We start from the raw sequence: 23,904 nt of genomic DNA, 5'->3' as shown, positions 1-23,904 counted from the left end.
GGTGTCAGCTCGCTTTGTTGGTTGTGCTCTTGGCTTGCGGATAGATCTGCCCGGCGCGCAGCAGCTCCAGCACGGTGTCGCGCTTGCGCAGCACGTGCGCCGTGAGCACCTTGCGCATGGCCTGCGCGTCGCGCGCGGCCAGCGCCTGCACCATCTGCTCGTGCTCCTCGACCGCGTGCTTCCACTTGGTCTCGTCCTGGTTGGTGCGAAAGCGCAGCGACTGCACGCGGGCGTTGATCGAGCGGTAGGTGTTCGACAGCACCGGGTTCGCCGCCGCGTCGTTGATGGCGGTGTGGATGCGCGCATTCAGGCGGTAGTAGCCCGACAGGTCGCGCCGCGCGAAGCAGGCCATCATTTCGTAGTGCAGCGCGCGCACCTCGGCCAGTTCCTCGTCGGTGATGCGCTTGGCCGCCAGCTCGCCCGACATGCCCTCGAGCATCGCCAGCACCTCGAAGGTGTTGAGCACGTCGGCCTCGGTGAGCTTCACCGCCACCGCGCCGCGGTTGGGCAGCAGGTCGACCAGCCCTTCGGCCGCGAGCAACTTGATGGCTTCGCGCAGCGGCGTGCGCGACACGTTCAGCTGCAGGCACAGCTCGCGTTCGTTGAGCTTGGCGCCGGGCGCGATGCGCCCCTCCACCAGCATGGTGCGCAGGCGCGACGCCACCTGGTCATGCAAGGCCAGCCTGGAGATTTCGATGATTTCAGCGGTCATATGGGGTTCCCTTGTCTGCATTTTGAATGCAAAAAATAGCCGATACAACCAAGGCTGATAGGTATAAACCAGCATACATAAATGCATTTTGAATGCAAAACTGAGCGCACAAGGAGAGCCCATGCTGCAACTCGACATCCACCCCACCGGCCGTCACTTCCTCCAGATTCCCGGCCCCAGCCCGGTGCCCGACCGCATCCTGCGGGCCATGAGCCTGCCCACCATCGACCACCGCGGGCCCGAGTTCGGCACGCTGGGCCTGAAGGTGCTCGGCGGCATCAAGGAGATCTTCAAGACGAAGCACCCGGTCGCCATCTATCCCGCGTCGGGCACTGGTGCATGGGAAGCCGCACTCGCCAACACGCTCAGCCCCGGCGACCACGTGCTCATGTACGAGACCGGCCACTTCGCGTCGCTGTGGCAGAAGATGGCCACGCGCCTGGGCCTGTCGACCGAGTTCCTGGCCTATGCCGGCACCGACGCCCACCTGCCGAATGCGCCCAGCTGGCGCCGCGGCGTGCAGGCCGAGCTCATCGAGGCGCGCCTGCGCAAGGACACCGAGAAGAAGATCAAGGCCGTGTGCGTGGTGCACAACGAAACCTCCACCGGCGTCACCTCCGACATCGCCTCCGTGCGCAAGGCCATCGACGCAGCAGGCCACCCCGCCCTGCTCATGGTCGACAGCATCTCGGGCCTGGCCAGCGCCGACTACCGCCATGATGAATGGGGTGTCGACGTCTGCGTGAGCGGCTCGCAGAAGGGCCTGATGCTGCCGCCCGGCATCAGCTTCAACGCCCTGTCGCCCCGTGCACTCGAAGTCTCGAAGACCGCCAAGCTGCCCAAGGCCTTCTGGGCCTGGGACGAGATCGTCGAGATGAACAAGGACGGCTACTGGCCCTACACGCCCAACACCAACCTGCTGTACGGCCTCTCGGAATCGCTGGACATGATCCTCGGCGAAGGCCTGGACAACGTGTTCGCGCGCCACCAGCGCTGGGCCGCCGGCGTGCGTGCCGCAGTCAACACCTGGGGCCTGCCGATCCAGTGCGCCGACCCGTCCGTGTACTCGCCCGTGCTCACCGGCGTGATCACGCCCGAGGGCGTCGATGCCGACGCCGTGCGCCGCCTGATCCACCAGCGCTTCGACCTCTCGCTGGGCACGGGCCTGGGCAAGCTCAAGGGCCGCATGTTCCGCATGGGCCACCTGGGCGACAGCAACGACCTCACGCTCGTGGCCATGGTCGCGGGTGTCGAGATGGGCATGAAGCTCAGCGGCATCAAGCTGGCGGGCAGCGGCGTGCAGGCGGCGATGGACTATTTCGCGAGTCACCAGGCTGCACCGGTCGGCCTGCAAAAAGCAGCCTGAACCCGGCGCACGCCAACCCACACGGGCCGCAGCGCATCGCTCGAACGATGCGGCGGCCCACCACCACCCTGCCGGGCCCGCGCAAGCGGCTCCCGGCACGCATCGGATTCCCCAACCGACGGAGACAAAGAAGATGCAACGACGTTCCCTGATCCAGGCCGCCGCCGGCGCGGCCGCCACGCTGGGCGTGCCCCGGCTGTTCGCGCAGGAGTGGCCCACGGGCCCCGTGCGCATCGTGGTGGGCTTTCCACCCGGCGGCGGCACCGATGCGCTCGCGCGCGTGGTCGCGCAGAAGCTCACGACGATGTGGGGCCAGCAGGTCATCGTCGAGAACAAGGCCGGCGTCGCCGGCGTGCTCGCGGCCGACTACGTGGCGCAGCAGCCCAGCGACGGCAGCACCCTGCTCATGGCCCACATCAACAGCCACGCGCTCGCCCCCAGCCTGCAGCCCAAGCTGCGCTACAACGTCGAGCGCGACTTCGTGCCGATCGTGCTCGTGGGCGTCACGCCCAACCTGCTCATCGCCAACCCGGGCCAGAAGGCCCTCAGCGTGAAAGACATCGTCGCCGCCTGCAAGGCCGCGCCCGGCACCGTGAGCTTCGGCTCCGCCGGCGCGGGCTCGGCCCAGCACCTGGCGCTGGAGATGTTCAAGCTGCAGGGCGGCGTCGATGCGCTGCACGTGCCCTACAAGGGCAGCGGCCCGCTGCTGGCCGACCTGATGGGCGGGCAAATTCAATACAGCTTCGAGACCATGACCGCCGCCACCCCGCACGTGAAGAACGGCCGGGTGCTCGCCGTGGCCCAGACGCGCACCAAGCGCGCCAAGGGCCATCCGAACGTGCCGACGATGCAGGAGCAAGGCTTTGCCGGTTTCGAAGCGACCACCTGGTACGGCCTGGCCGGCCCCGGCAAGCTGCCCCCGGCCATCGCGCAGAAGGTGAACCGCGACGTCAACACCGTGCTCGCGATGCCCGATGTGCAGGAACGGCTCGACACCTACGGCGCGGAAGACGGCGGCGGTTCACAGGACAAGTTCAAGCAGTTCATCAGCACCGAGATCGCCAAGTGGGCGAAAGTCGTCAAGGACGGCAAGGTGCAGGTCGAGACTTGAGGCTTTTGTTCAGGGCGACGCTCACGCCGACGGGGCACCTTGCTCCGCGAATGTCCCCCGGGGCTGCGCCCCTCCTCCTTGATTTCGCTGCGCAAGGCACCCCGTCGGCGTGAGCGAGTTCAGAGCGGTTGTTGATCGGCCGCACACCAACAGCGCGTCCATGTGCCCAGGACACTGGGTGCTTCCCCGCAGCGAAATCAAGGAGGAGCCGAAGGCGGGGGACATTCGCGGAGGGAAGTACCCGGTGGCCTGGGCACGCGCCCTGAACAAACGACCCCCAAAAGAAACTGAGAAGATCCAAAAATGACGCCCGACCAAAAAGCCCTCACCGAAGCCCTCATCGCCGCACGCCAAGCCAACCGCACGCTCGACGCAACCCCGTGGACCGACGCCCTGCCAGACGCACCTCAAGCGTATGAAGTGCAAGACGCCGTAGCCGCGGCCCTCGGCTGGTTCGACGGTGTCCCGAAGACATGGAAGTCCGGTGGCGGCTCCCGCAGCGCCACGCTCACGCACGCTCCGCTGCCCCCGCACGGCGTGCGCCAGAGCCCGGCCAACTTCAGCGACCTCACATTCCACACCCCCGGCATCGAGGCAGAAATTGCATTGCGACTCGGCCAGGACGTCACCCCCGCCCAAGCTGCCGCACTCGACCACGACAACTCGGCAGCGCTCATCGACGCCATGGCCGTCTCCGTCGAAATCGTCGATGCCCGCTGGCAAGACCTGGCCGCCACGCCCGCCCTGCTGCGCCTGGCCGACTCGCAGGTCCACGGCGCACTCGTGCTCGGCGAGTGGCAACCGTACGCCGCCGTCGACTGGGCCTCGCAACGCTGCGAAACGAAGATCGGCGACGCAGAAACGGTGGTGCGCGAAGGCACGCATCCGCTGGCCGATCCGGCCTGGCTGCTGCCCATCTGGCTGCGCCACCTCACGCGCCACGGCCAGACCGTGCCCGCCGGCACCGTCGTCACCACCGGCTCGTGGGTCGGCGTGCTGCCCTGCCGCCGCGGCGATCAGGTGACGGCCGAATTCCCCGGCATCGGCGCCGTGCGCTTGAGCGTGTAACGCCCACCGCCCACGCCCGAGCACGCCACCAGAAAGTCGAGCACCGCCCGCACGCGCGCGGGCAGCGTGCCGGCCTTGCCGATGTACACCGCGTGGATCGGCTCGATCTCGCCCGGGTTGAACTCTTCGAGCAGCGGCACCAGCCGGCCGGCATCGATGTCGTGCTGGATGTGATACAGCGACAACCGCGCCACGCCCGCTCCCGCAATCGCCAGCTGCCGCAAGGTTTCGCCGTCGCCCGCGCGCACCGGCCCCGCCACCGGCAGCATCACCATGCGGCCATCGACACGCAACGGCCAGTCCGGCGTGTTGCGCCGGTAGCTCCAGCCCAGCCGGTTGTGCGCCTCCAGCTCCTGCGGCGTGCGCGGCGTGCCGTATTTCGCCAGGTAGTCCGGCGCGGCCACGATGGCCTGGCTGGTTTCGCCCAGGCGCCGCGCCACCAGGTCGGATGACGGCAACTGGCCCCAACGGATCGCGATGTCGGCGCGCTCGTCCATCAGATCGACGATGCGGTCGGTCAGCGCAATGTCGAGCGTGATCTGCGGATGCATCTCGAGCAGGCGCGGCACCAGCGGCACCAGCTTGTGGTGCCCGAAAGACACGCTGGCGTTGATGCTCACCCGCCCGCGCGGCGCCGCACCGGCCGCGGCGCACCGCTCGGCCTCGTCCATGTCGGCCAGCACGCGCGTGCTGCGCTCGTAGAAATGCAGCCCCTCGGGCGTGAGCTGCAGCTTGCGCGTGGAACGGTGCACCAGCTGGATGCCCAGGCGCAGCTCGAGCCGCGCCACCAGCTTGCTGACGGCCGAGGGCGTCATGTCCAGCAGCCGCGCCGCCGCCGAGAAACCGCCCGCCTCCACCACCTGCACGAAAGCCTCCATTTCGCCGGAGCGGTTGACGTCGATGCGCGGCATGGGCTTCCTTTGCTGTGACTTGAATTCACAAGTGCATGTACTGGCGGCATTCTAGTCATCGAGGCCGATCGTCCGCACAGTACAGGCATCATGCCCATCGCTCTTCTTGCCCTCACCGCCGGTGCCTTCGGAATAGGCACCACCGAATTCGTCATCATGGGCCTGCTCCTGCAGGTGTCGACGGATCTTCAGGTTTCCATCACGGCCGCCGGCCTGCTGATCTCGGGCTACGCGCTCGGGGTCGCGGTCGGCGCGCCCGTGCTCACCATCGCCACCCGCAAGCTGCCGCGCAAGACCGTGCTGCTCGCGCTGATGGCGATCTTCACGCTCGGCAACCTCGCCTGTGCGCTCGCGCCCAACTACGAAATGCTCATGGCCGCGCGCGTCATCACCTCGCTGGCGCACGGCACCTTCTTCGGCGTCGGCTCGGTGGTCGCCACCGGCCTCGTGGCGCCCGAGCGCCGCGCCTCGGCCATCGCGATCATGTTCACCGGCCTCACCGCCGCCACGCTGCTGGGCGTGCCCGCCGGCGCATGGCTGGGCCTGCAACTGGGCTGGCGCTCGACCTTCTGGGCGGTGACGCTGATCGGCGTGCTGGCCTTCGTGGTGCTCGCGGCCTTCGTGCCCCGCATGAAGGGCGAAGCCAAGCCGGCACCGCTGCGCGAAGAGATCGCCGTGCTCGCTCGCCCGCAGGTGCTGCTGGGCCTGGCGATGACGGTGCTCGGCTTTGCTGGCGTGTTCGTGGTCTACACCTACATCCAGCCGCTGCTGACGCAGGTCACCGGCCTGTCGGAATCGGCCGTGTCGCCGATCCTGCTGGTGTTCGGCGGCGGCCTGGCCGTCGGCAACATCCTGGGCGGCAAGCTGGCCGACCGCGCGCCGATGGCCGCCGTGCTCGGCACGCTGGTGGCGCTGGCCGTGGTGCTCGGCGCGATGCAGTTCACCATCGGCACGCCGTTCACCGCCGTGGTCTTCGTCGGCCTGCTCGGCGTGGCCTCGTTCGCCACCGTGGCGCCGATGCAGCTGCGCGTGCTCGAGAAGGCTTCGGGCGCGGGCCAGAACCTCGCCTCGAGCCTGAACATCGCGGCCTTCAACCTCGGCAACGCGTTGGGTGCCTGGGTCGGCGGCGTGACCATCGACCACGGCCCGGGGCTGCGCGCGCTGGGCTGGGTGGCCGCGCTGCTCACGCTCGTGGGCCTGGCGATCGCGCTGTGGAGCCGCGCGCTCGACCGTCGCGCACAGAAGACCGGTCAGCTGCCGGCCGACGGCGCCGCTTCTTCCGCACGGGCCTGATCCGCAACCCCCAGGCGGCGCGCGAAGAACGAAAGAATCTCGTCGCGCGCCGCAATGGTCGGCTGGCCGGCCTCGTCGATCAGGTGTGCCGTCACCACGCTGTGCGGGCTCGCGACCACCTGCGAAAAGAACGACGGCAGGTCGCGTGTGTTGGCCGCGCTGTCGGGCAGCACGCGGGCCACGAAGCGGTCGCCCAGCGCATCGGCATAGGCCGCGAAACGCTGGGCCCGGCAGAAGCGGTCGCCCTCGAAGCGGTAGGCCATCACGGTCAAGTCCTCGCGCTCCAGGCGCTGGCGCACCTGGGCAATCTCTTCCTGCGAGATCTCGATGCCGCCGGGGTTGTCCAGCGGCAGCGACGGCTGCGACAGCACGGGCGCCAGCACCGCCGGCTCCAGCATCATGGTGAGCGCGAAGTTGCCGGTGAAGCACATGCCGATCGCGCCCACGCCCGGCCCGCCGCACTCCGCATGCGCCAGCCGCGCCAGCGCGCGCAGCCACTGCGTCACCGGGCTCGAGGCATTGCCCGCGAAGGCGCGGAACTCGGCGCTCACGCAGGCGCGCTGGAACACGGCCTTGCCCTCTTCCGCATCCGGCACCGCGCCGTCGCGGCCGAACATCGAGGGCATGTAGACCGTGAAGCCGGCGTCGCGCACCCAGCGGGCGAAACGCGCCACGTGCGGGCTGATGCCCGGCATCTCGGTCATCACGATCACGGCCGGGCCGGTGCCGGCCACGTAGACCGCCTTGGTGGCGCCGTCGAGCGTGATCTCGCGGCGGGTGAAGTCGTCGAGCGGGTCGGTCATGGCAAGGCCTCCCGGGCGTGCAGATGGGCGTCGTGAGGAACAAGGGCAAGGATGTGGGACACGAAAGCACTTTCGGTGTTGCGACGATGCCCATTGCACCCGAGCACGCACTAGACTGCCAGTGTCCATTCAGACGCCTATCGGGCGTTTTCTGCCATGCACGACTTCACCGTTCTCGTCCTTCCGGGCAGCTTCGCCACCAGCACCGCCGTCACGCTCGACGTGCTGGCGGCCGCCGCCACGCTCGCGCCGCGCCACCAGATGCCCCGCCCCACCTGGCGCGTGGTGTCGCCCGATGGCGGCAGCGTGCCGCTGAGCAACGGCCTGCAGATCGACACCCTCGCCATGCCCCGTCGCGCGCGCACCGACGGCTCGACGTGGATCGTGCCCGGCCTCGGTGTCGACAAGCCGGCCGACCTCGCACTGCGCCTGACCGACGACCACGCCCGCGCCGCCATCGATGCGGTGCGGCGCCATGCCGCACGCGGCGGCGCGGTCGCGGCCTCGTGCTCGGCCGTGTTCCTGCTGCAGGCGGCCGGCCTGCTGGCGCAGCGCCGCGTCACCACCTCGTGGTGGCTGGCGCCCGAGCTGCGCCGGCTCGAACCGGCCTGCCATGTCGATGCCGACCGCATGGTCTGCGCCGACGGGCCGGTGAGCACCGCGGGCGCGGCCTTTGCGCAGTCGGACCTCATGCTGCACCTGCTGCGCACGCGCTTCGGCCCCGCGCTGGCCGAGGCCGTGAGCAAGGTGCTGCTGATCGACGGCCGCCAGGCGCAGGCCCCGTTCGTCGTGCCCTCGATGCTGTCCAACGGCAACGAGCTGGTCGCGCAGCTCACGCGGCGCATCGAGGCCGCGCTGCCCACGCCGCCCAGCGTGGCCGCGCTGGCCGAAGAGTTCGCGATGTCGCAGCGCACGCTGGCCCGGCGCGTGCGCGCCGCCACCGGCCTGGGGGCGCTGGCGCTGGTGCAGAGCGTGCGGCTGAACCGCGCGCGCCTGCTCATCGAAAGCAGCCGCATGACCATCGAGCAGGTCGCGGCGCAGGTCGGCTACGAGGACGCCACGGCGCTGCGGCGGCTGATGCGCAAGTCGGCCGGCGCGCCGCCGAGCCGGTTCCGGTCGGCGCTGCAGGCGGCGTGAGGCGTTTGTCGCAGAATGCGCCGCACCATGAACCGTCCGCCTGTCACCCTTCGCCCCGCCACCGCAGCCGACGCGCACACGCTTGCCGCGCTCGCGATCCAGGTCTGGCTCGACACCTACGCCACCGACGGCGTGAACGACGTGCTCGGGCGCTACGTGCTCTCGACCTTCACGCCGGCCGCGTTCGCCGCGTGGTCGGAATCGCCCCAGGTCGCGTTGCGCGTGGCGCAGGTCGGCGACCAGCTCGTGGGCTATGCGCTGCTGCAGTTCGGTGCCGCGCAGCCGCTGGTGCCGGGCTGCGACACCGAGCTGCGCACGCTCTACGTGCAGTCACCGTTCCAGCGCAGCGGTGTCGGGTCGATGCTGCTGCGCGAAGCCCGCGACGCCGCCCACGCACGCACGGGCAGCGACGGCCTGTGGCTCGCGGTGTACGCGAAGAACCCGCGCGCCGTCGCGTTCTACGAAAAGCAAGGCTTGGTCGCGATGGGGCTCACGCAGTTCATGCTCGGCGGGAAGCCGCACGACAACCACGTGATGGCGACACCGCGCCGCTGATCAACCCAGCGGCAGCTCGATACACGCGGCCAGCGGCACCTCCGTGACGCGCTCGCTGCTCGCCACGACCACCGCCCGCCCCGGCTGCGCAACGCGCCGTTCGATCGCCTGCCACAGGCCGTGGATCGAACGCGCGTCGAGCGCACCCACCGGGTCGTCCAGCAGCACCACGGGCCGCCCCGACGCGAGCGCGGCGGCCAGCCCGACCTTGCGGCGCGAACCGGTCGACAGCATGAACATCTGCTTTTCCAGATGCGGCACGAGCGAGAAGGCCTCGACGAGACGCTGCCATTCGGCCGCATCGAACCCCGCATCGCCCTCGCCCAGCAAGGCCGTGCAGGCCTGCACGCTGAGCGCGTCGAAGGCTTCCGACGCCGGTTCGCAGAAGAAGACCTGGCGCCGGTAGGCCGCGGGTTCGGCGTCGAGCGCCACGCCGGCCGCGCGCAGTTGCCCGGCCGAAGCAGGCTGCTGCCCCGCCAGCACGCGCAGCAAGGTCGACTTGCCACTGCCGGTGTCGCCGTACAGCAGCGTGACGCCCTCGCCGATGGCGGCGGACCAGCCATCGGCCAGCGCGGGCTGGTCGGGGTACGCGAAGCGCAGGTTCTGGATCTCGAGGAGAGAGGGAGCTATGGAAAGCCTCATGCGGAATATGTATCTGTAACGCTAGACTGAACGCCATTTGTAACCGCGCCCGCCGCGAGTCGGGCAGGACAGGACACAACGCCGTGAGTCTCTCCGATCTTCTGGGCAGCGCCTGGCAGGGCCTGCACGCCGCATCGAACCCCGACGAAACGGCCGCCGCCGAAGGCCTCGAGGACTGCCTTGTCTTCTTCGCCTGGAGCGACGGCACGACGCAGGCGCGGGTGCTGTCCGGACGCGGCAAGGACCTCGAGACCGCCTGGGCACAAGGCACGCGTGCGCTCGAAGCGCAGGCCACGGGCGTGCCGCGCGACCTGCGCGTCGACTGGGTTCGCCGCCTGCGTCCGCTGCGCTGGGCCGCGTTCAAGGACGGCCTGGGCGTCCCCGCCGCCGAAGGCCTGGCCTTCGACGCGCGATGCGAATCCGCCCTGCTCGCCCCGCAGGTCGACAGCCAGCGCCACCGCCTCCTCAACGCCCCCACCGACGACGACACCACCGTGTGGGCCTTCCAGACCCGCGCGGTGCATGTGGACGCCAGCGGCGTGCACGTCCTCGCCGCCGATGGCCATCGCGAACTGCAGCCCATCGACGCGCCCTTGCTGCGCCGCCTCGTCGCGGCCGGCGCCGACCATCTCGCCGCCCGCGTGCAAGCGGACGGCACGCTCGCACCGAGCACGCCCGATGCCGACGCCCCCCGCGCCGCCGACCACGCGCACGCCGTGCGCGCGCTGCTGGAGGCCTGGGACCCGGCGCAGGCCGAAACCCGGCAGGCCGCGATCCACCGCGCGCTCGCGCGGCTGACGCGCACACTGATCCGGCCGGCCGCGCTGCCCAACGGCACGCACGTCGCCTGCCTCGTGGAGCCCGGCAGCAGCGACACCTCGCTGGGCGCCAATGCCGCCTGCATCGGCGCGCTGGTGCGCTACACCGAGCTCAGCCGCGACCGGCGCTACCTGCCCCTGCTCGACCAGCTCGCGCGCACCGTGCTGCACATGCAGGACCCGATCTCCGGGCGCTTCGCCCACACGCTGCACCACCCGTCGATGGCCGAGAAGGCCGAAGCGCCGGGCGACGCACGCGAGGACGATCAGGCCATCGTCGCGTTGCTGCGTCTGTACGCGCTGACCGGCAACCGACGCTGGTTCGGCGCCGTCGAAAAAGCCTTCGAGCACTTCGTCGCCGTCGGCTACGCCAACGCGCAAGACCACGCGCTGTGCCGCGCCACCAGCGCGTTCGCGCGCTACCGGCCCGAGCCGCGCCACTTCCAGTTCGGCCTGCAGAACCTCCACGCGTCGCTCGACTTCGCGCTCGCACAGACCACCGCCGTGGCGGCCCTGCCAGCCCAGCTGGCGGCCGGTGCCGAACTGGTCGCGCGGCTCGACGCCAACCCCGCCCAGCAGCCGCTGCTCGACGGGCTCGATCGCGCCGCGCTGCACCGCGCGCTGCTGCACAGCATGCAGCGCCTCGCCGACAGCCACACGGGGCCCGAGCGCGCGATGTTCCTCGCGCAGCCGGCGGCCGTCGAAGGCAGCTTCTTCGGCGACACGGCGCAGGCGCTTGCCGACGCCATGGCCTGCCTGAAGCTGCTGCAGTCGCCGGCCGGCGCGCCGTTGCGCGACGAGGCCCTGGCCGAGGCCGTGCGCACCGCCGCGCGGCAGCCGCTGGTCGACGCGGTGCTCGATGCCGTGCCGCGCGACGTCCGCTTCACCCACCCGCTCACGCTCGGCCCGCTGCGCCTGCTCGGTGCGCGCGTGCGCCCGCGCGAGATGACCGGCCCGGGCCCGCTCACCGTCGAGACCTGGTGGCAGGCCGACGCGCCCGTCGACACCGACTGGCGCCTGGACATCGGCACGCGCCCCGCCACCTGCGTCACCGCGCCGGCCTGGGGCCTGTCGAGCGGCCACGCGCCCTGCCAAGGCCGTCACCCCGTCAGCCGGTGGACGCCGGGCAAGGTCTACCGCGACGTCCACGTGCTGCGCCCGCCGCTGGCCACGCGGCTGTACGACGTCGACATGCAGATGGAAGCCGGGCTGATCGGTCCTGACGGTCGTCGTGTGGAGCGCCTGCGCATGCCGCGCTTCTTCGACTTCGTCGTGCAGGAAGGCAAGGCATCGCCCGCGCCGATGTGGCGCTACCCGGCGGTGCCGCGCTACCGCGTCGTCGCGCCCGCGTCGCTGCCGCCCGACCCGCCGGGCGAGCCGCGCCAGACCTGGAACGCCGCGCAGATCGAAGCCGTGACGGGCGGCACATGGCACGTGCCCCCGCCGCCGGGCTGGTTCATTCGCTCGCTCACGCGCGGCGAAGGCCACACGCCGCTGGTGCCGCCGCCCACGATGTTCGTCGCCTCCGACTACTGGACCCTCGCGACCCACGAGCGCTTCGGCGACAACGAGGGCGAGCGCAACTGGGACTGGTCGGAGTCGGTCGCGCGCATGCAGCCCACACTGGCCGGCGCGGTGCTGCGCAAGCCCGTGCCGGGCCTGGCGCCCGACTTCCCGGTGCTGCTGGTCGACGACCCGATCCAGGCGCTGGTCGAGCTGGGCATTGCCGCGCGCGAGCGGCTGCAGGGCAAGGTCATCGGCATCACGGGCAGCGCGGGCAAGACCTCGGTGTGCCACATGCTCGACCACGCCTTCGCGCCCACGCACACCCGCTTCGCGACCATCGACAACTACAACTCGCGCGTGGGCATGCTGTCGATGCTGGCCAATGCGCCCGCGCAGACCGACCTGGTGATCCTGGAGGTGGCCGTCAGCGCGATCAACGCGGTCGACTACCAGAACATCAAGCGCGTGCGGCCCGACCTGGCCGTGCTCACGAACATCACGGCCTCGCACCTGGGCGAAGGCGAGACCGTGATGGACGTCGCGCGCCGCAAGGCCAACATCTTCGAAGGCATGCAGCCCGGCGCCTGGGCCGTGATCTGCACCGACACCGACCACTTCGACTACCTCGTGGAGCGTGCGCGGGCGCGCGAGCTGCGCGTGCTGACCTACGGCAGCGCCGCATCGGCCGACTTCCGGCTCGACGCGCACGACCCGGCCACCGGCCACGTCCGCGCCAGCCGCCCCCACAGCGACGGCCAGCGCTTCGAATACACGCTCGGCGCCAAGGGCCGCCACATGGCTGTCAACAGCCTCGTGTGCTTCGCCGTGGCGCATGCGCTGTCGCTCGACAGCGGGCGCGTGCCCGAGCAGCTGGCCTCGTTCGCCGCCGTGAAGGGGCGCGGCCAGGAGCTGTCGTTCACGCTCGACCACCGGCGCTTTCGCGTCATCGACGAGTCGTACAACGCGAACCCGCTGTCGATGACGGCGGCGCTGGCGTCGCTGGCCGAGCAGCCCGACGAACAAGGCCGCAAGCTGCTCGTGCTCGGCGACATGAAGGAGCTGGGCGACGACACGCAGCGCCACCACGATGCGCTCGTCGAGCCCATCGTCCAGTGCCATCCGGCGCGCGTGTTCCTGCTGGGTGAGTGCATGACGCGGCTGCACGAGCGCCTCGCCGCCGCCCTGCCGCAGGGCGCCACCGTGCAGGCCTTCGGCACGCTGGAGGCGCTGGAGCGCGCACTGCTCGAACAGGTCGCCACCGACGACACCGTGCTCTTCAAGAGCTCCAACGGCACGGGGCTGTGGCAGATCGTGCGCACCATGACCGAACTGCAGGAAGAAGAAAGGGAAAAGGAGCAGCAACGACAGGCACGCCTCGCGCGCGAACGCGCGGCCGCGGCGGCTGCTGCTGCAATGCCGAAACCGCCCGTGCTTCCCCCCATGCCCCAGCCGCCCGCCGTCGTGATCCGGCGCACCGGTTCGCCGGCGGAGAGCGCGCAGCCCACGCCGAGCTGGGTGCTGTACGACCTCACGCACGACCGGCTGCTGACGCATCAGCCTTCAGAACACAGCTTTGTGCCCGCCTCGCTGTCGAAGCTGGTCACCGCCGCGCTGGTCGAGCAGAAGCTGCGCGACGACCGGCTCGACCGCCATGCCGAAGCCGTGCAGGTGCCCGTCGACCCCGTGCCCGCGCGCGACGATCCGTCGGCCGCGCTGTATGCGGCCGGTGCGCCGCGGCTGCCCGTGCATCGCCTGCTCGAAGCGGCGCTGGTCGTGTCGTCCAACAAGGCGGCGCTCACGCTGGCGTCGTGGCACAGCGGCGACTTCGACAGCTTCGTCGCGGCGATGAACCGCCAGGCACAGGCCTGGGGCATGCACGACACGCACTTCGCCTGCCCCGCCGGCCTGGTGCGCACGGCGTGCACCACCGCGGTCGACATGCTCACGATGGCGCGCCACGTGCTGCGCGACTTTCCGTCGGTGCTCGAGATGGCCGGCAAGGACCGGCTCGACGGCGTGTCCGCCGAAGCCCCGAGCACCAACCTGCTGCTGGGCTGCGTGCCCGGCGTGGACGGCCTGAAGACCGGCTCGCTGCCGGGCCTGGGCGCGCACCTGATCGCCACCGCGCAGCGCGACCAGCGCCGGCTGGTGTCGGTCGTGCTCGGTGCGCCGGATCGCCAGACCTGTGCGCGGTTGTCGGCGTTGCTGTTGCAGCGGGGGTTCGAGACGCCGGCGGCGCCGGGGCTGCAATAGCGGGGTCAGCGCCCGGCGGCGGCTGCGTCCAACGGCGACAGCCCCTTCACCCACTCGAACACCGCCGCCACGTTCGGATCGTCGCGCCGCGCCTGCGGGCACACCAGGTAGAACGGCGAGCCCTGCAGCACCGGCCCGAAGGGCTGCACGAGGTTGCCCGCGCGCAGCTCGTCGGCGATGAGCGCCAGGCCCATCAGCGCCACGCCCTGCCCCTGCAGCGCGGCCGAGACGGTGTGGGTCTCGTCGGAGAACACGGGGCCGGCCGTCACGTCCAGGCCGGGCACCTGCGCCACGTGCTGCCATGCGGCCCAGGTGCCGGGCTGGGTCTTGCTGTTCGGCACGGCGAAATGCAGCAGCGTGTGCTTCACGAGGTCAGCCGGGCGGCGCAGCTTGAGCGCTGGGCTGCAGGCCGGCGCGAAGACGGTGTCGAACAGCTTCTCGGCCACCAGGCCCGGCCACTGGCCCTTGCCGTAGCGGATGGCGACGTCGGCCGTGAGGCCGTCCAGCGGCACCGCGTCGTGCGAGGCGTGGATGCGCAGGTCGAGCCGGGGGTGCGCCGCGCGCAGCGCTCCCACGCGCGGCAACAGCCAGCGCGCGGCCACGGCGGGCGTGGTCGACAGCGTGATGGCACTGCGCTCCGGCGGCGCCCGCAGGCGCGCCACGGCCTGCGCCATGGCAGCGAACGAATCGCTCAGCACCGCCTGCAGCTCGCGGCCCTGCGGCGTCAGCACGAGCTGGCGCGGCTGGCGCACGAACAGCGCCACGCCCAGCGACTCTTCGAGCTGGCGCACCTGGTGGCTGATGGCGGTGGGCGTGACCGACAGCTCGTTCGCCGCGAGCTTGGCGCTGCAATGGCGCGCGGCGGCCTCGAAGGCGCGCAGCGAGGCCAGCGGAGGCAGGGAATGCAGAAGGGCCATGGCGTGCTGATAGATGAATTTAATTTTCTGCAGCGAGAAAAATTCGTCGTTTGTCCGGCCACGGATGCTTCGATAGATTGGGAACCGTGTCAAGCAGACAGCTGAATTCCCTTCATCCAACCGAGGACCACGCCATGACCACAACCACCCTGCTCCACATCGATGCCAGCCCCCGTTCCGGCCGTTCGGGCGCCGTCGTCCACGGCTCGCATTCGCGTCGCCTGAGCCACCACTTCGTCAGCACCTGGCAGGCGGCCCGCCCGCAGGACGAGGTGATCTACCGCGACTTCGGCATCGCGCCGCCGCAGGCGGTCACCGGCGACTGGATCCACAGCGCCTACACGCCCGCCGAAGCGCGCGAGCCCTGGATGCACGAGGTGCTGGCCGAGAGCGACACCTTCATTGCCGAACTGCGCCGCGCCGACGTGATCGTGATGGGCACGCCCATGTACAACTACAGCGCCCCGGCCACCGTGAAGGCGTGGATCGACAACATCGTGCGCGTCGGCGAGACCTTCGACATGGACCCGAGCCTGGACGACCCCTATGTGCCGCTGCTGGCCGAGCGCCCGCGCCGCACGGTGCTGCTCACCGCGCACGGCAGCAGCGGCTTCGGGCCCGGCGGCATGCAGGCGCATCTGAATTTCCTGGTGCCGGGCGTGAAGGCCGCGCTGGGCCTGGTCGGGCTGCGCGAGGTGCACGACATCGCGGTCGAGCATGCGGAAGACCGCGGCGACCTGCTGGAACGTTCGATGGCCGAGGCGCTGTCGGGCATCGAGCAATTGGTGCGCGACCTGCAGGCGAAGGTGCAGGCCGGCTGAAGGCGACCCGCGAGGGGCCGCCTCAGGAAGGGATCAGGCGGAACGCAGCTGCTCGCGCAGCTTTTGCCCGATCTCGGGGCGCTCCAGGAACGGGTCGGCCGGGTTGGTGATCGACACGATGTTCTCCATGCGGCTCTTCACGTTGCCCAGCGCCTTGGGGTGGCTGAACACGTAGAACTGGTTGTCGCTGATGGCCTCGAACACCTTGTGCGCGACCTCGGCAGCGGTGATCTTGCCGCTGCTCACCGCCTTGTTGCTCATGGCCTGGCCGATGAGCTGGCTCTTGGTGAGCTCGGTGTCCTTCGGTGCGTTCGGGCGGTTGCGCTCGCTGCTCGTGATGCCGGTGGGCACGAAGTACGGGCACAGCAGGCTGGCGCCGATCTGGTCGGTGACCAGGTTCAGGTCCTGGTACATGGTTTCGGTCAGGCTCACGACGGCGGCCTTGGCCGCGTTGTAGATGCCCATGTTGGGCGGCGTGAGCAGGCCGGCCATGCTGGCGGTGTTGGTGATGTGGCCGCGGTAGCTCGGGTCCTTGGCGGCGGCCTCGAGCATCATCGGCGTGAACAGGCGCACGCCGTGGATCACGCCCCACAGGTCGACGCCCAGCACCCATTCCCAGTCGGCCACGGTGTTTTCCCACACCAGGCCACCGGCGCCGACTCCGGCGTTGTTGAACACGAAGTGCGGTGCACCGAAGCGCTCCTTGACGGCAGCGGCCAGCGCTTCCATCTGGGCCGCGTCGGACACGTCGACCTTGCGCGCCAGCACCTGGACACCCAGGGCTTCCATTTCTGCCTTGGCCTTGTCGAGTGCGTCCTGCTGCACGTCGACCAGCACGAGGTTCATGCCGCGGGCGGCGCCGATGCGCGCGCATTCGAGGCCGAAGCCCGAGCCTGCGCCGGTGAGTACGGCGGTCTTGCCCTTGAAGTCCTGGATCATTTGCCGGTGTCCTTCTTGCTGAATGTGTCTGACGTTGAAGCGGAAGCCCCTATTGAAATACGGAACGCGCGCCGGCGCAGTCACGAAGGTGCCCGTCGCACGCCGATCTTTCGCTCATCAGGCCTCTGCTTTCTTCAACACATACCCGATGCGCGGAAAGTGCACATGCACCGTGCCCGTGCGCTCGCTGCTGCGCTCCAGCGTGTAGTGGGTGCGCGTGGCGGCCACCAGCGTGCCCGCCGTCTCCTCGAGGCCGAAGCTCTCGGCGCGGATGGTGACGGCGCTGCCCAGCGCAATGCCGTGGTCGTCCTGGAAGGTGCTGTCGGTCAGCAGCGTGTGCGGCGTGGCGGCCTTGGCGACAGCGATGGCCTCGTCGCTGGAGAACTTCGACGAGGTGCCGTGGCCGATGGCCGCCATGCGGTCCATCCAGTCGAGCACCGCGGGCGTCAGGTCGAGGATGCCCTTCACCGCCTCGATGCGGCGCGTGTACCAGAGCGGGTGGTAAGCCGAGAAGTCGGCGATGCACGGCACTTCACCCAGCAGGAAAGGCTTGTCGTCGAGCATGTCCGACAGGCGGCGCAGGTACGACTTGTAGGCGCCGGTGGCGTCGGCCGGGCGCAGGCGCGTCATGTTGCCGGCGCTCATCTTGCCGCGGTCTTCGCCGAAGGCCTTGATGGCTTCGGGCGGCGCCTTGGCGAACACCTCGGCGGCGCCTTTGGGCTGCAGGCTCCAGGCCATCGCGGCCCAGAACAGCGAGGTGTCGGCCCATTGCGCGAGGATGCGCGACATGCCCTTCTCGGGCTGCGGGTAGAGCGTGGGCTCGGGCTGCAGGTGCTCCAGCACGTCGGCGATGAGCGCGCTGTCGCAGTACATGTCGGCGCCGATCTGCAGGAACGGCGTCTTGCGGTAGCCGCCCGTGAGCACCTCCACGTCGGGCTTGGGCATGATCGGCGGAATGAAGACCGACTTCCACGGCAGCTTCTTCGCGCCGAGGATCGTGCGCACCTTTTCCGAGAACGGCGAGGTGGTGTAGTGGTGAAGGATGAGGTCGGCCATGGTGTCTTTCGTGGAGGTGTTCTTGTCGGGGCTCAGCGCGGCTGCGCCCGCTGGATGATCGAATCGAAATCGGTGCCCGCGCCCAGCGTGCCGAAGGCCTGGCCCCAGTCGCCGCCCAGGCGCGAGGCGCAGAAGGCATCGGCCACGGCGGCGGGCGCGGTCTGTACCAGCAAGGCGGCCTGCACGGCCAGCGCCACGTCCTGCGCGAGGCGGCGCGCCTCGGTCTCGGAGGCCATGGCCTCGATGCGTGCGGGCAAGGCGTCGGCCAGGCGGTCGAGGGCGGCCTGCTGGCCGCGCGCGGGGGCCAGCTCGTGCGCCAGCGCGGCCACGGCGTCGCCCTTGCGCAGGCCGCGCAGCAGGTCGAGCGCCATGATGTTGCCGGCGCCCTCCCAGATGGAGTTGAGCGGCATCTCGCGGTAGATCCGCGCGAGGATGCCCTCGCCGCCCTCTTCCACGTAGCCATTGCCGCCCAGGCACTCCATGGCCTCCTGCGCGAAGTGGCTGCCGCGCTTGCAGATCCAGAACTTGGCGACCGGCGTGAGCAGGCGCGCCATCAGGTTCTCGTGCGCGTCGGCTTGGCGGTCGAAGGCCCGCGCGAGGCGGATGGCCAGGGCGGTGGCGGCCTCGCTTTCGAGCGCGAGGTCGGCCAGCACGTTCTTCATGAGCGGCTGTTCGACCAGTGGTTTGCCGAAGGCCTGGCGCTGCGCCGTGTGGTTCAGCGCGATGCCCAGCGCCTGGCGCATGAGGCCGCTGGTGCCGAGCGAGCAGTCGAGCCGCGTCATCGTGCCCATCTCGAGGATCTGCGGAATGCCGCGGCCCTCCTCGCCCACCAGCCAGGCGCTGGCGCCATGGAACTCGACCTCGGAGCTGGCATTGGCCTTGTTGCCGAGCTTGTCCTTCAGCCGCTGGATGTGGATGGCGTTGCGCGTGCCATCGGGCAACACGCGCGGCAGGAAGAAGCACGACAGCCCGGCCGGCGCCTGCGCGAGGATGAGGAAGGCGTCGCACATCGGCGCCGAGAAGAACCACTTGTGGCCGGTGATCGCGTAGCGCTCGCCCCAGGCGTCGCTGCCGTCGCGCACGGCCTGCGTGGTGTTGGCCCGCACGTCGGAGCCGCCCTGCTTCTCGGTCATGCCCATGCCCATGGTCACGCCGGGCTTGTCGTGCAGCGGCTTGAGCGCGGGGTCGTACCAGAGGCTGGCGAGCTTCGGGCCCCACTCGGCATGCACGCCCGCGTTGCCGCGCAAGGCGGGCGTGACCGCGTAGGTCATCGAGATCGGGCACAGGATGGACGGCTCCAGCTCGGTGAAGAGCATGAAGCCCGCCGCGCGCAGCACGTGCGGCGAGGCGGACGTGCCGGTCCACGGCGTGCCGTGCAGGCCCGCGCCCACCGCGGCAGTCATCAGCGCGTGGTAGCTCGGATGGAACTCCACCTCGTCGATGCGACGGCCGAAGCGGTCGTGCGTGTGCAGCTGCGGTGCGTGGATGTTGGCCAGCCGCGCATGCGCCTGCATGGCGGCCGAGCCGAGGGTGGCGCCCAGTTCGTGCAGCTGCGTGGTCTGCAGCGCGGGCGCGTTGAACTTCAGCGCATCGCGCAGGGGGCGGTGGGTGTCGAAGAGGTTGTAGTCGACCAGCGGCGTGGGCTGGTTGAAGACCTCGTGCGTCATGTCCATGTCCGGCCTCCTTGCCGTGCGTTTCAAGCCATCAGATGAGCTTGACCAGTTGCTTGCCGAAATTCTTGCCCTTGAGCAAACCCAGGAAGGCTTCAGGGGCGGATTCGATGCCCTGCGCCACCGATTCGCGCGGCTTGAGCTTGCCCGTGCCCACCAGCGTGCCGAGTTCGGTCAGCGCCTCGGGCCACACTTCCATGTGCTCGCTGACGATGAAGCCCTCGATCTTCAGGCGGTTGATGAGGATCAGCGCCGGGTTCGCCAGCGGCAGCGGCTGGCCGTCGTAGCCCGCGATCATTCCGCACAGCGCCACGCGCGCGAAGGCGTTGGTGCGCAGCAGCACGGCGTCGAAGATGTAGCCGCCGACGTTCTCGAAGTAGCCGTCGATGCCGTTCGGGCAGGCTTCCTTGAGCGCGGCGCTCATGGTCTTCACGTCGGGGTGCTGACGGTAGTCGATGCAGGCGTCGAAGCCGAGCTCGTCGGTCACGTACTTGCACTTGTCGGGGCCGCCCGCGATGCCGACCACGCGGCAGCCGCGCGCCTTGGCCAGCGCACCGAAGGCACTGCCCACGGCGCCGCTGGCGGCGGTGATGACCACGGTTTCACCGGCCTTGGGCGCGATGATCTTCACGAGGCCATACCAGGCCGTCACGCCAGGCATGCCCACGGCGCCGAGGTAGTGCGACAGCGGCACGTGCGTGGTGTCGACCTTCTTCAGCGCGCCGGGCTGCGAGCCATCGACCACGCTGTATTCCTGCCAGCCGCCGAAGCCGACGACCTTGTCGCCCACGGCGTACTTGGGGTGCTTGCTCTCGACCACTTCGCCCACCGTGCCACCCTGCATCACCTGGCCCAGCGGCTGGGGTTGCGCGTAGCTCTTCGCGTCGTTCATGCGCCCACGCATGTACGGATCGAGGCTCATGTAGTGGTGGCGCACCAGCACCTGGTTGTCGGCGAGCGCGGGCGTCTCGACAGTCACCAGCTTGAAGTTGCTGGCCGTGGCTTCGCCCTCGGGGCGGTTGTCGAGGTGGATCTGCTTGTTGGTGGGCATGAAAGTCTCCGGGGGAATGGGATGTCAGTCGGTGGATGGCGGGCGCATCGCGTTGGCGCTCGCAGGGCCGGTCGGCAGCCGGCGCTTCACGTACTTGAAGGTGCCGGTGGCATGGGCGCACACGCGCTCCTGCTCGTCGTAGATCTTGGCTTCGGTGAAAGCCAGCGTCGCGGTGCGGTGCAGCAGCGTGCCGCGCGCGTGCAGCGGGCCGACCGAGGGCTGCATGAAGCTGGTCTTCATCTCGATGGTGACCACGCCGGTCTCGGGCGCCACGCTGCGCGCGGCGGCCGCCATGGCGATGTCGAGCAGCGTCATGCAGGCGCCGCCGTGCGTCACGTCGAAGGTGTTCAGGTGCTCGGGCTTGGCGGTGTAGATGATCTCGGACTGGCCGTCCTCGAACTTCGTGAGCTCGAAGCCGAGGTGGCGCGCGAACGGAATCTGGCTCGTGTACGAGCGGATGTTGATGTCGCTGGACTTTTCAGGCGAATCGGACATGTCAGGCCGCACCCAGCACCACGCTCACGCCGCCGTCGACCGCCACCCACTGGCCGGTGATGTGCTTGCCGGCATCGCTCGCATACAGCAGCGTCAGGCCCTTCAGGTCTTCGTCGTCGCCCAGGCGGCCCAGCGGTGCCGAGGCGGCCATGTGCTCTTCGCCCAGGGTCTTGATCAGGCCGGCCGCCATCTTCGTCATGAAGAAGCCCGGGCAGATCGCGTTCACGTTGATGTTGTACTTGCCCCATTCGGCGGCCAGCGTCTTCGTGAAGCCGATCACCGCGGTCTTCGAGGTGTTGTAGGCCAGCGTCTGCATGCCGGGCGGGTTGCCGTTCAGGCCCGCGATCGAGGCGATGTTGATGATGCGCCCGCGCTTCTTCGGGATCATGTAGCCGTTGGCAACCTGCTGCGCCAGGATGAAGTAGCCGCGCACGTTGAGGTTCATCACCTTGTCCCAGGCCTCGACCGGGTGGCTCTCGGCCGGCGAACCCCAGCTGGCGCCGGCGTTGTTGATGAGGATGTCGACGCCGCCCATGCGCTGCAGGGTCTCGTCGGCCAGGCGGCGGGTGTCTTCTTCTTTCGAGCAGTCGGCGGCGATCCAGCGCGCGTCGATGCCGGCGGCCTGCAGCTCGGCGGCGGCCTGTTCCAGGTCGTCGGCCTTGCGCGAGCTCAGCATGATCTTCGCGCCGGCTTCGCCCAGCGCATGGGCCATCTGCAGGCCCAGGCCGCGCGAGCCGCCGGTGATGAGCGCCGTCTGACCCGTGAGGTCGAACAGCTGTTGGGTGGTGCGGGGCTTCGTCATGTCGGTGTCTCCGGTGTGGATGATGAAAGAAGAGGGTTGCGTTGGCGCTGGAGGCGATGGCTTCGGGCCGTCAGGACGCGGTGTCGTCGGCCTCGACGGCGGCGGCCTTGCCGGCGGCCACGGCTTTTTTCAGCCGGCGCCAGTCGGCCTGGTTCACGTCGGCATAGCCTTCGGCGAAATCGGCGAGCGCCGTGTTGAAGCTCCTGGCGCGCCCCAGGTAGCCGTCGATGGCCCAGGCGTCGCCGCCCTTGGCATGCGCGCGGGCCAGGCTGTAGCCGCAGGCCTCGGCGAACTCGAGCAGGTCGACCGGCTTGAAGTCCTCGAGCTTGTAGGAGGCCTTCATGTCGCGCAGCTGCCGCACGTAGAAGCCGCGCCCGCCCGGTCCCTGGGCCCAGCCCAGGAAGACGTCGCTGGCGGCCTGGGCCAGCCGCTGGCCCTGCACCACGCGCTGGCCCGGCGACGCCGTGCCAGGTGCCGCGCCCAGCGGGGCTTCGAGCACCGACTCGCCGGCCTCCTTGCACTGCAGGAACAACGGGTGCGCGCGGTCGGCCACGAGCAGCAGCAGGAAGCAGCGCCGGCCGACCGAGCCGACGCCGGGCGTGAGCACCGCGACGTCGTGCAGCTCGTAGCGGTCGAACAGCCGCTGGCGCTCGGGCGGCAGGCTGGCGCGGTACTGCGCCAGGAAGGCCGGCAGCCCGGCGCGGAAGCGCTTGATTTCACGCGCCGTCGCGCGGGCGTCGTGGTACACGAACGGCGGCTGGTCGCGGATCATGAGGCGGCCGTCGACCGTCTCGGTCGCGCTGTCGGCGAACACGCGCGAGGTGCTGCGGCGCGCCTTCTTGATGACCGCGAGTTCGGTCGCGTCTTCGGCGCCGAGCTTCAGCAGGGTTTGCGAGGTGAGCCGCGCGTACCAGGCCTCCAGCGTGTCCATGCGCGCGAAGGCCCGCATGCGGTCGCGGTAGGCCTCGGCCAGCTGCTGCACGGCCTCGCGCCCGATGCGCGGCTTGAAACCCCGGTCGCGCGCGGCCACCACGAACGAGGTGGCCAGCCGGCGCACGTCCCAGTCGAAGGGGCCCTGCAGGGTTTCGTCGAAATCGTTGATGTCGAAAACCAGCGCGCGCTCGGGGCTGGCAAAGAAGCCGAAATTCGCGAGGTGCGCATCGCCGCACAGCTGCGTCGCGATGCCGCTGTGCGGCAGCCTGGCGAGGTCGTTCGCCATCAGGCTGGCGGCGCCGCGGTAGAACGCGAAGGGGCTGGCCAGCATGCGGCCGTGACGCACCGGCACCAGCTCGGGCACGCGGCCGCGGTTGGACGCCTTCAGCCAGCCGAGTGGATCGCGGTCGGTGGCGTCGGGCCGGGGCACCTGCGCCCACTGGCCGAGCGCACAGCGCTGGCGCTGCGCACGGCCGAACGCCCGCCGCTCGGCCGGTGAGGCCGTGGCGTCGGGCGCGAGGGGTTCAGAGCTCATAGTCCATGCACTGGCGGGCTTCGCGCACGGCGCCGATGAAGGGCTTGAGCGCCACGTGCTGCGGGTGGTCCGCATAGGCCGCCAGCGCGGCGGCGTCGGTGAATTCCGAATTGAGGATCAGGTCGTAGGTGGCCTCGAGCCCGGGCTGGGCAATGACCACCTCGAAACGGTGCGTGCCGGGCGAGAGCGTCGCGCAGGCATCGAGCAGCGCCTTGGCCTTGAGCAGGTTGGTCGCCTTGTCGGCGCCCTCGGCGTGCTCCTTGAACTTCCACATCACGATGTGCTTGAGCATGGTCGGTCCTTGCCTTGTTTCTTACTTGAGCCGCGAACGCACGTAGATGAGCACGACGCCCACCGCGGCGACCACGGCGCCGGGCACGGCCATCGACCAGCCCAGCGCGGGCTCGGTGCGGCCCGTGGCGATGCCCAGGATCACGAGGAACAGGCCGCCGTAGATCAGGATCCAGATCCACTTCTCGAGCCGCGCATGCGGCTTGGGTGGTTTCGGCG

Annotated in this window: 22 protein-coding genes; 8 read left to right on the top strand and 14 right to left on the bottom strand. The window is 69.9% G+C overall.

All coding sequences use genetic code 11. The features are described 5' to 3' along the window. Positions 1-4 precede the first annotated feature (4 nt). Positions 5-712, bottom strand: coding sequence for a GntR family transcriptional regulator (locus AC07YS_RS00110; protein WP_095948543.1), 708 nt, complete (start codon positions 710-712; stop codon positions 5-7). 121 nt (positions 713-833) lie between these two features. Here AC07YS_RS00110 and AC07YS_RS00105 point away from each other — a divergent pair, with 121 nt between their 5' ends. The 3 genes from AC07YS_RS00105 (at position 834) to AC07YS_RS00095 (ending at position 4,257) form a co-directional block, all read left to right on the top strand. Continuing rightward, positions 834-2,078: a pyridoxal-phosphate-dependent aminotransferase family protein gene (locus AC07YS_RS00105; protein WP_495267119.1), complete on the top strand. Its 1,245-nt coding sequence runs from the start codon at positions 834-836 to the stop codon at positions 2,076-2,078. 133 nt (positions 2,079-2,211) lie between these two features. Continuing rightward, a complete protein-coding gene (locus AC07YS_RS00100) occupies positions 2,212-3,189 on the top strand; it encodes a Bug family tripartite tricarboxylate transporter substrate binding protein (protein WP_070060655.1) in 978 nt (325 codons plus the stop codon). 303 nt (positions 3,190-3,492) lie between these two features. Further along, positions 3,493-4,257 (top strand): fumarylacetoacetate hydrolase family protein, encoded by a 765-nt coding sequence (locus tag AC07YS_RS00095; protein ID WP_159271803.1) that lies wholly within the window; start codon positions 3,493-3,495, stop codon positions 4,255-4,257. Here the strand turns inward: AC07YS_RS00095 and AC07YS_RS00090 are convergent. Then, complete coding sequence (locus tag AC07YS_RS00090) at positions 4,206-5,168, bottom strand: LysR family transcriptional regulator (RefSeq protein ID WP_095948546.1); 963 nt, start codon at positions 5,166-5,168, stop codon at positions 4,206-4,208. The two genes, AC07YS_RS00095 and AC07YS_RS00090, sit on opposite strands and share 52 nt — an antisense overlap. A gap of 90 nt (positions 5,169-5,258) precedes the next feature. Here AC07YS_RS00090 and AC07YS_RS00085 point away from each other — a divergent pair, with 90 nt between their 5' ends. Continuing rightward, on the top strand, positions 5,259-6,461 hold the full coding sequence (locus AC07YS_RS00085) for an MFS transporter (protein WP_495267118.1): 1,203 nt from the start codon (positions 5,259-5,261) through the stop codon (positions 6,459-6,461). Here the strand turns inward: AC07YS_RS00085 and AC07YS_RS00080 are convergent. Beyond that, positions 6,419-7,264 carry a dienelactone hydrolase family protein gene (locus tag AC07YS_RS00080; RefSeq protein WP_495267117.1) on the bottom strand — a complete coding sequence of 282 codons (846 nt, stop codon included), beginning with the start codon at positions 7,262-7,264 and terminating at the stop codon, positions 6,419-6,421. The genes AC07YS_RS00085 and AC07YS_RS00080 overlap by 43 nt on opposite strands. Positions 7,265-7,420: 156 nt before the next feature. On the opposite strand from AC07YS_RS00080, the gene AC07YS_RS00075 reads away from it, so the two are divergent. Both AC07YS_RS00075 and AC07YS_RS00070 read left to right on the top strand, forming a co-directional pair. After that, a complete protein-coding gene (locus AC07YS_RS00075; RefSeq protein WP_495267116.1) occupies positions 7,421-8,401 on the top strand; it encodes a GlxA family transcriptional regulator in 981 nt (326 codons plus the stop codon). 27 nt (positions 8,402-8,428) lie between these two features. Then, positions 8,429-8,956, top strand: a complete 528-nt coding sequence (locus tag AC07YS_RS00070) for a GNAT family N-acetyltransferase (RefSeq protein ID WP_495267115.1) — start codon at positions 8,429-8,431, stop codon at positions 8,954-8,956. Here AC07YS_RS00070 and AC07YS_RS00065 read toward each other — a convergent pair whose 3' ends face one another. Further along, on the bottom strand, positions 8,957-9,598 hold the full coding sequence (locus AC07YS_RS00065) for an ABC transporter ATP-binding protein (protein ID WP_495267114.1): 642 nt from the start codon (positions 9,596-9,598) through the stop codon (positions 8,957-8,959). 83 nt (positions 9,599-9,681) lie between these two features. Between AC07YS_RS00065 and AC07YS_RS00060 the strand changes: the two genes are divergently transcribed. After that, a complete protein-coding gene (locus AC07YS_RS00060) occupies positions 9,682-14,175 on the top strand; it encodes a Mur ligase family protein (RefSeq protein ID WP_495267113.1) in 4,494 nt (1,497 codons plus the stop codon). A gap of 5 nt (positions 14,176-14,180) precedes the next feature. On the opposite strand, the gene gcvA is transcribed toward AC07YS_RS00060, so the two are convergent. Beyond that, positions 14,181-15,092, bottom strand: a complete 912-nt coding sequence (gene gcvA / locus AC07YS_RS00055) for a transcriptional regulator GcvA (RefSeq protein ID WP_495267112.1) — start codon at positions 15,090-15,092, stop codon at positions 14,181-14,183. A gap of 134 nt (positions 15,093-15,226) precedes the next feature. Between gcvA and AC07YS_RS00050 the strand changes: the two genes are divergently transcribed. After that, a complete protein-coding gene (locus tag AC07YS_RS00050) occupies positions 15,227-15,913 on the top strand; it encodes an FMN-dependent NADH-azoreductase (protein ID WP_307638159.1) in 687 nt (228 codons plus the stop codon). A 33-nt stretch (positions 15,914-15,946) separates the two neighbouring features. On the opposite strand, the gene AC07YS_RS00045 is transcribed toward AC07YS_RS00050, so the two are convergent. The 9 genes from AC07YS_RS00045 to AC07YS_RS00005 form a co-directional block, all read right to left on the bottom strand. Further along, entirely contained in the window at positions 15,947-16,852 is a 906-nt protein-coding gene (locus AC07YS_RS00045; protein ID WP_062471360.1) for an SDR family oxidoreductase, read from the bottom strand. A 117-nt stretch (positions 16,853-16,969) separates the two neighbouring features. Next, the gene (locus AC07YS_RS00040) at positions 16,970-17,908 is read right to left on the bottom strand and encodes a glutathione S-transferase family protein (protein ID WP_070060664.1); all 939 of its coding nucleotides are present in this window, start codon (positions 17,906-17,908) and stop codon (positions 16,970-16,972) included. A 32-nt stretch (positions 17,909-17,940) separates the two neighbouring features. After that, a complete protein-coding gene (locus tag AC07YS_RS00035) occupies positions 17,941-19,581 on the bottom strand; it encodes an isovaleryl-CoA dehydrogenase (protein WP_495267111.1) in 1,641 nt (546 codons plus the stop codon). A 31-nt stretch (positions 19,582-19,612) separates the two neighbouring features. Further along, entirely contained in the window at positions 19,613-20,629 is a 1,017-nt protein-coding gene (locus tag AC07YS_RS00030) for an NADP-dependent oxidoreductase (RefSeq protein ID WP_495267110.1), read from the bottom strand. A 24-nt stretch (positions 20,630-20,653) separates the two neighbouring features. After that, on the bottom strand, positions 20,654-21,124 hold the full coding sequence (locus tag AC07YS_RS00025; protein ID WP_082817985.1) for a PaaI family thioesterase: 471 nt from the start codon (positions 21,122-21,124) through the stop codon (positions 20,654-20,656). A gap of 1 nt (position 21,125) precedes the next feature. Beyond that, complete coding sequence (locus tag AC07YS_RS00020; RefSeq protein ID WP_095745325.1) at positions 21,126-21,926, bottom strand: SDR family oxidoreductase; 801 nt, start codon at positions 21,924-21,926, stop codon at positions 21,126-21,128. A gap of 70 nt (positions 21,927-21,996) precedes the next feature. Further along, positions 21,997-23,394 carry a DUF2252 domain-containing protein gene (locus AC07YS_RS00015; RefSeq protein WP_495267109.1) on the bottom strand — a complete coding sequence of 466 codons (1,398 nt, stop codon included), beginning with the start codon at positions 23,392-23,394 and terminating at the stop codon, positions 21,997-21,999. Continuing rightward, complete coding sequence (locus AC07YS_RS00010; RefSeq protein WP_062471343.1) at positions 23,384-23,686, bottom strand: Dabb family protein; 303 nt, start codon at positions 23,684-23,686, stop codon at positions 23,384-23,386. Before AC07YS_RS00010 ends, AC07YS_RS00015 begins: the two co-directional genes overlap by 11 nt. A 21-nt stretch (positions 23,687-23,707) precedes the next feature. Next, positions 23,708-23,904, bottom strand: a 197-nt coding sequence (locus tag AC07YS_RS00005) for a hypothetical protein (RefSeq protein ID WP_495275698.1), incomplete at its 5' end; no start/stop codon positions are given.

This window comes from Variovorax sp. GW458-11-26-14-LB1 (assembly GCF_059423965.1).
Note: the sequence above shows the minus strand (reverse complement) of the source record. Positions and strands in the feature narration are given on the sequence as shown.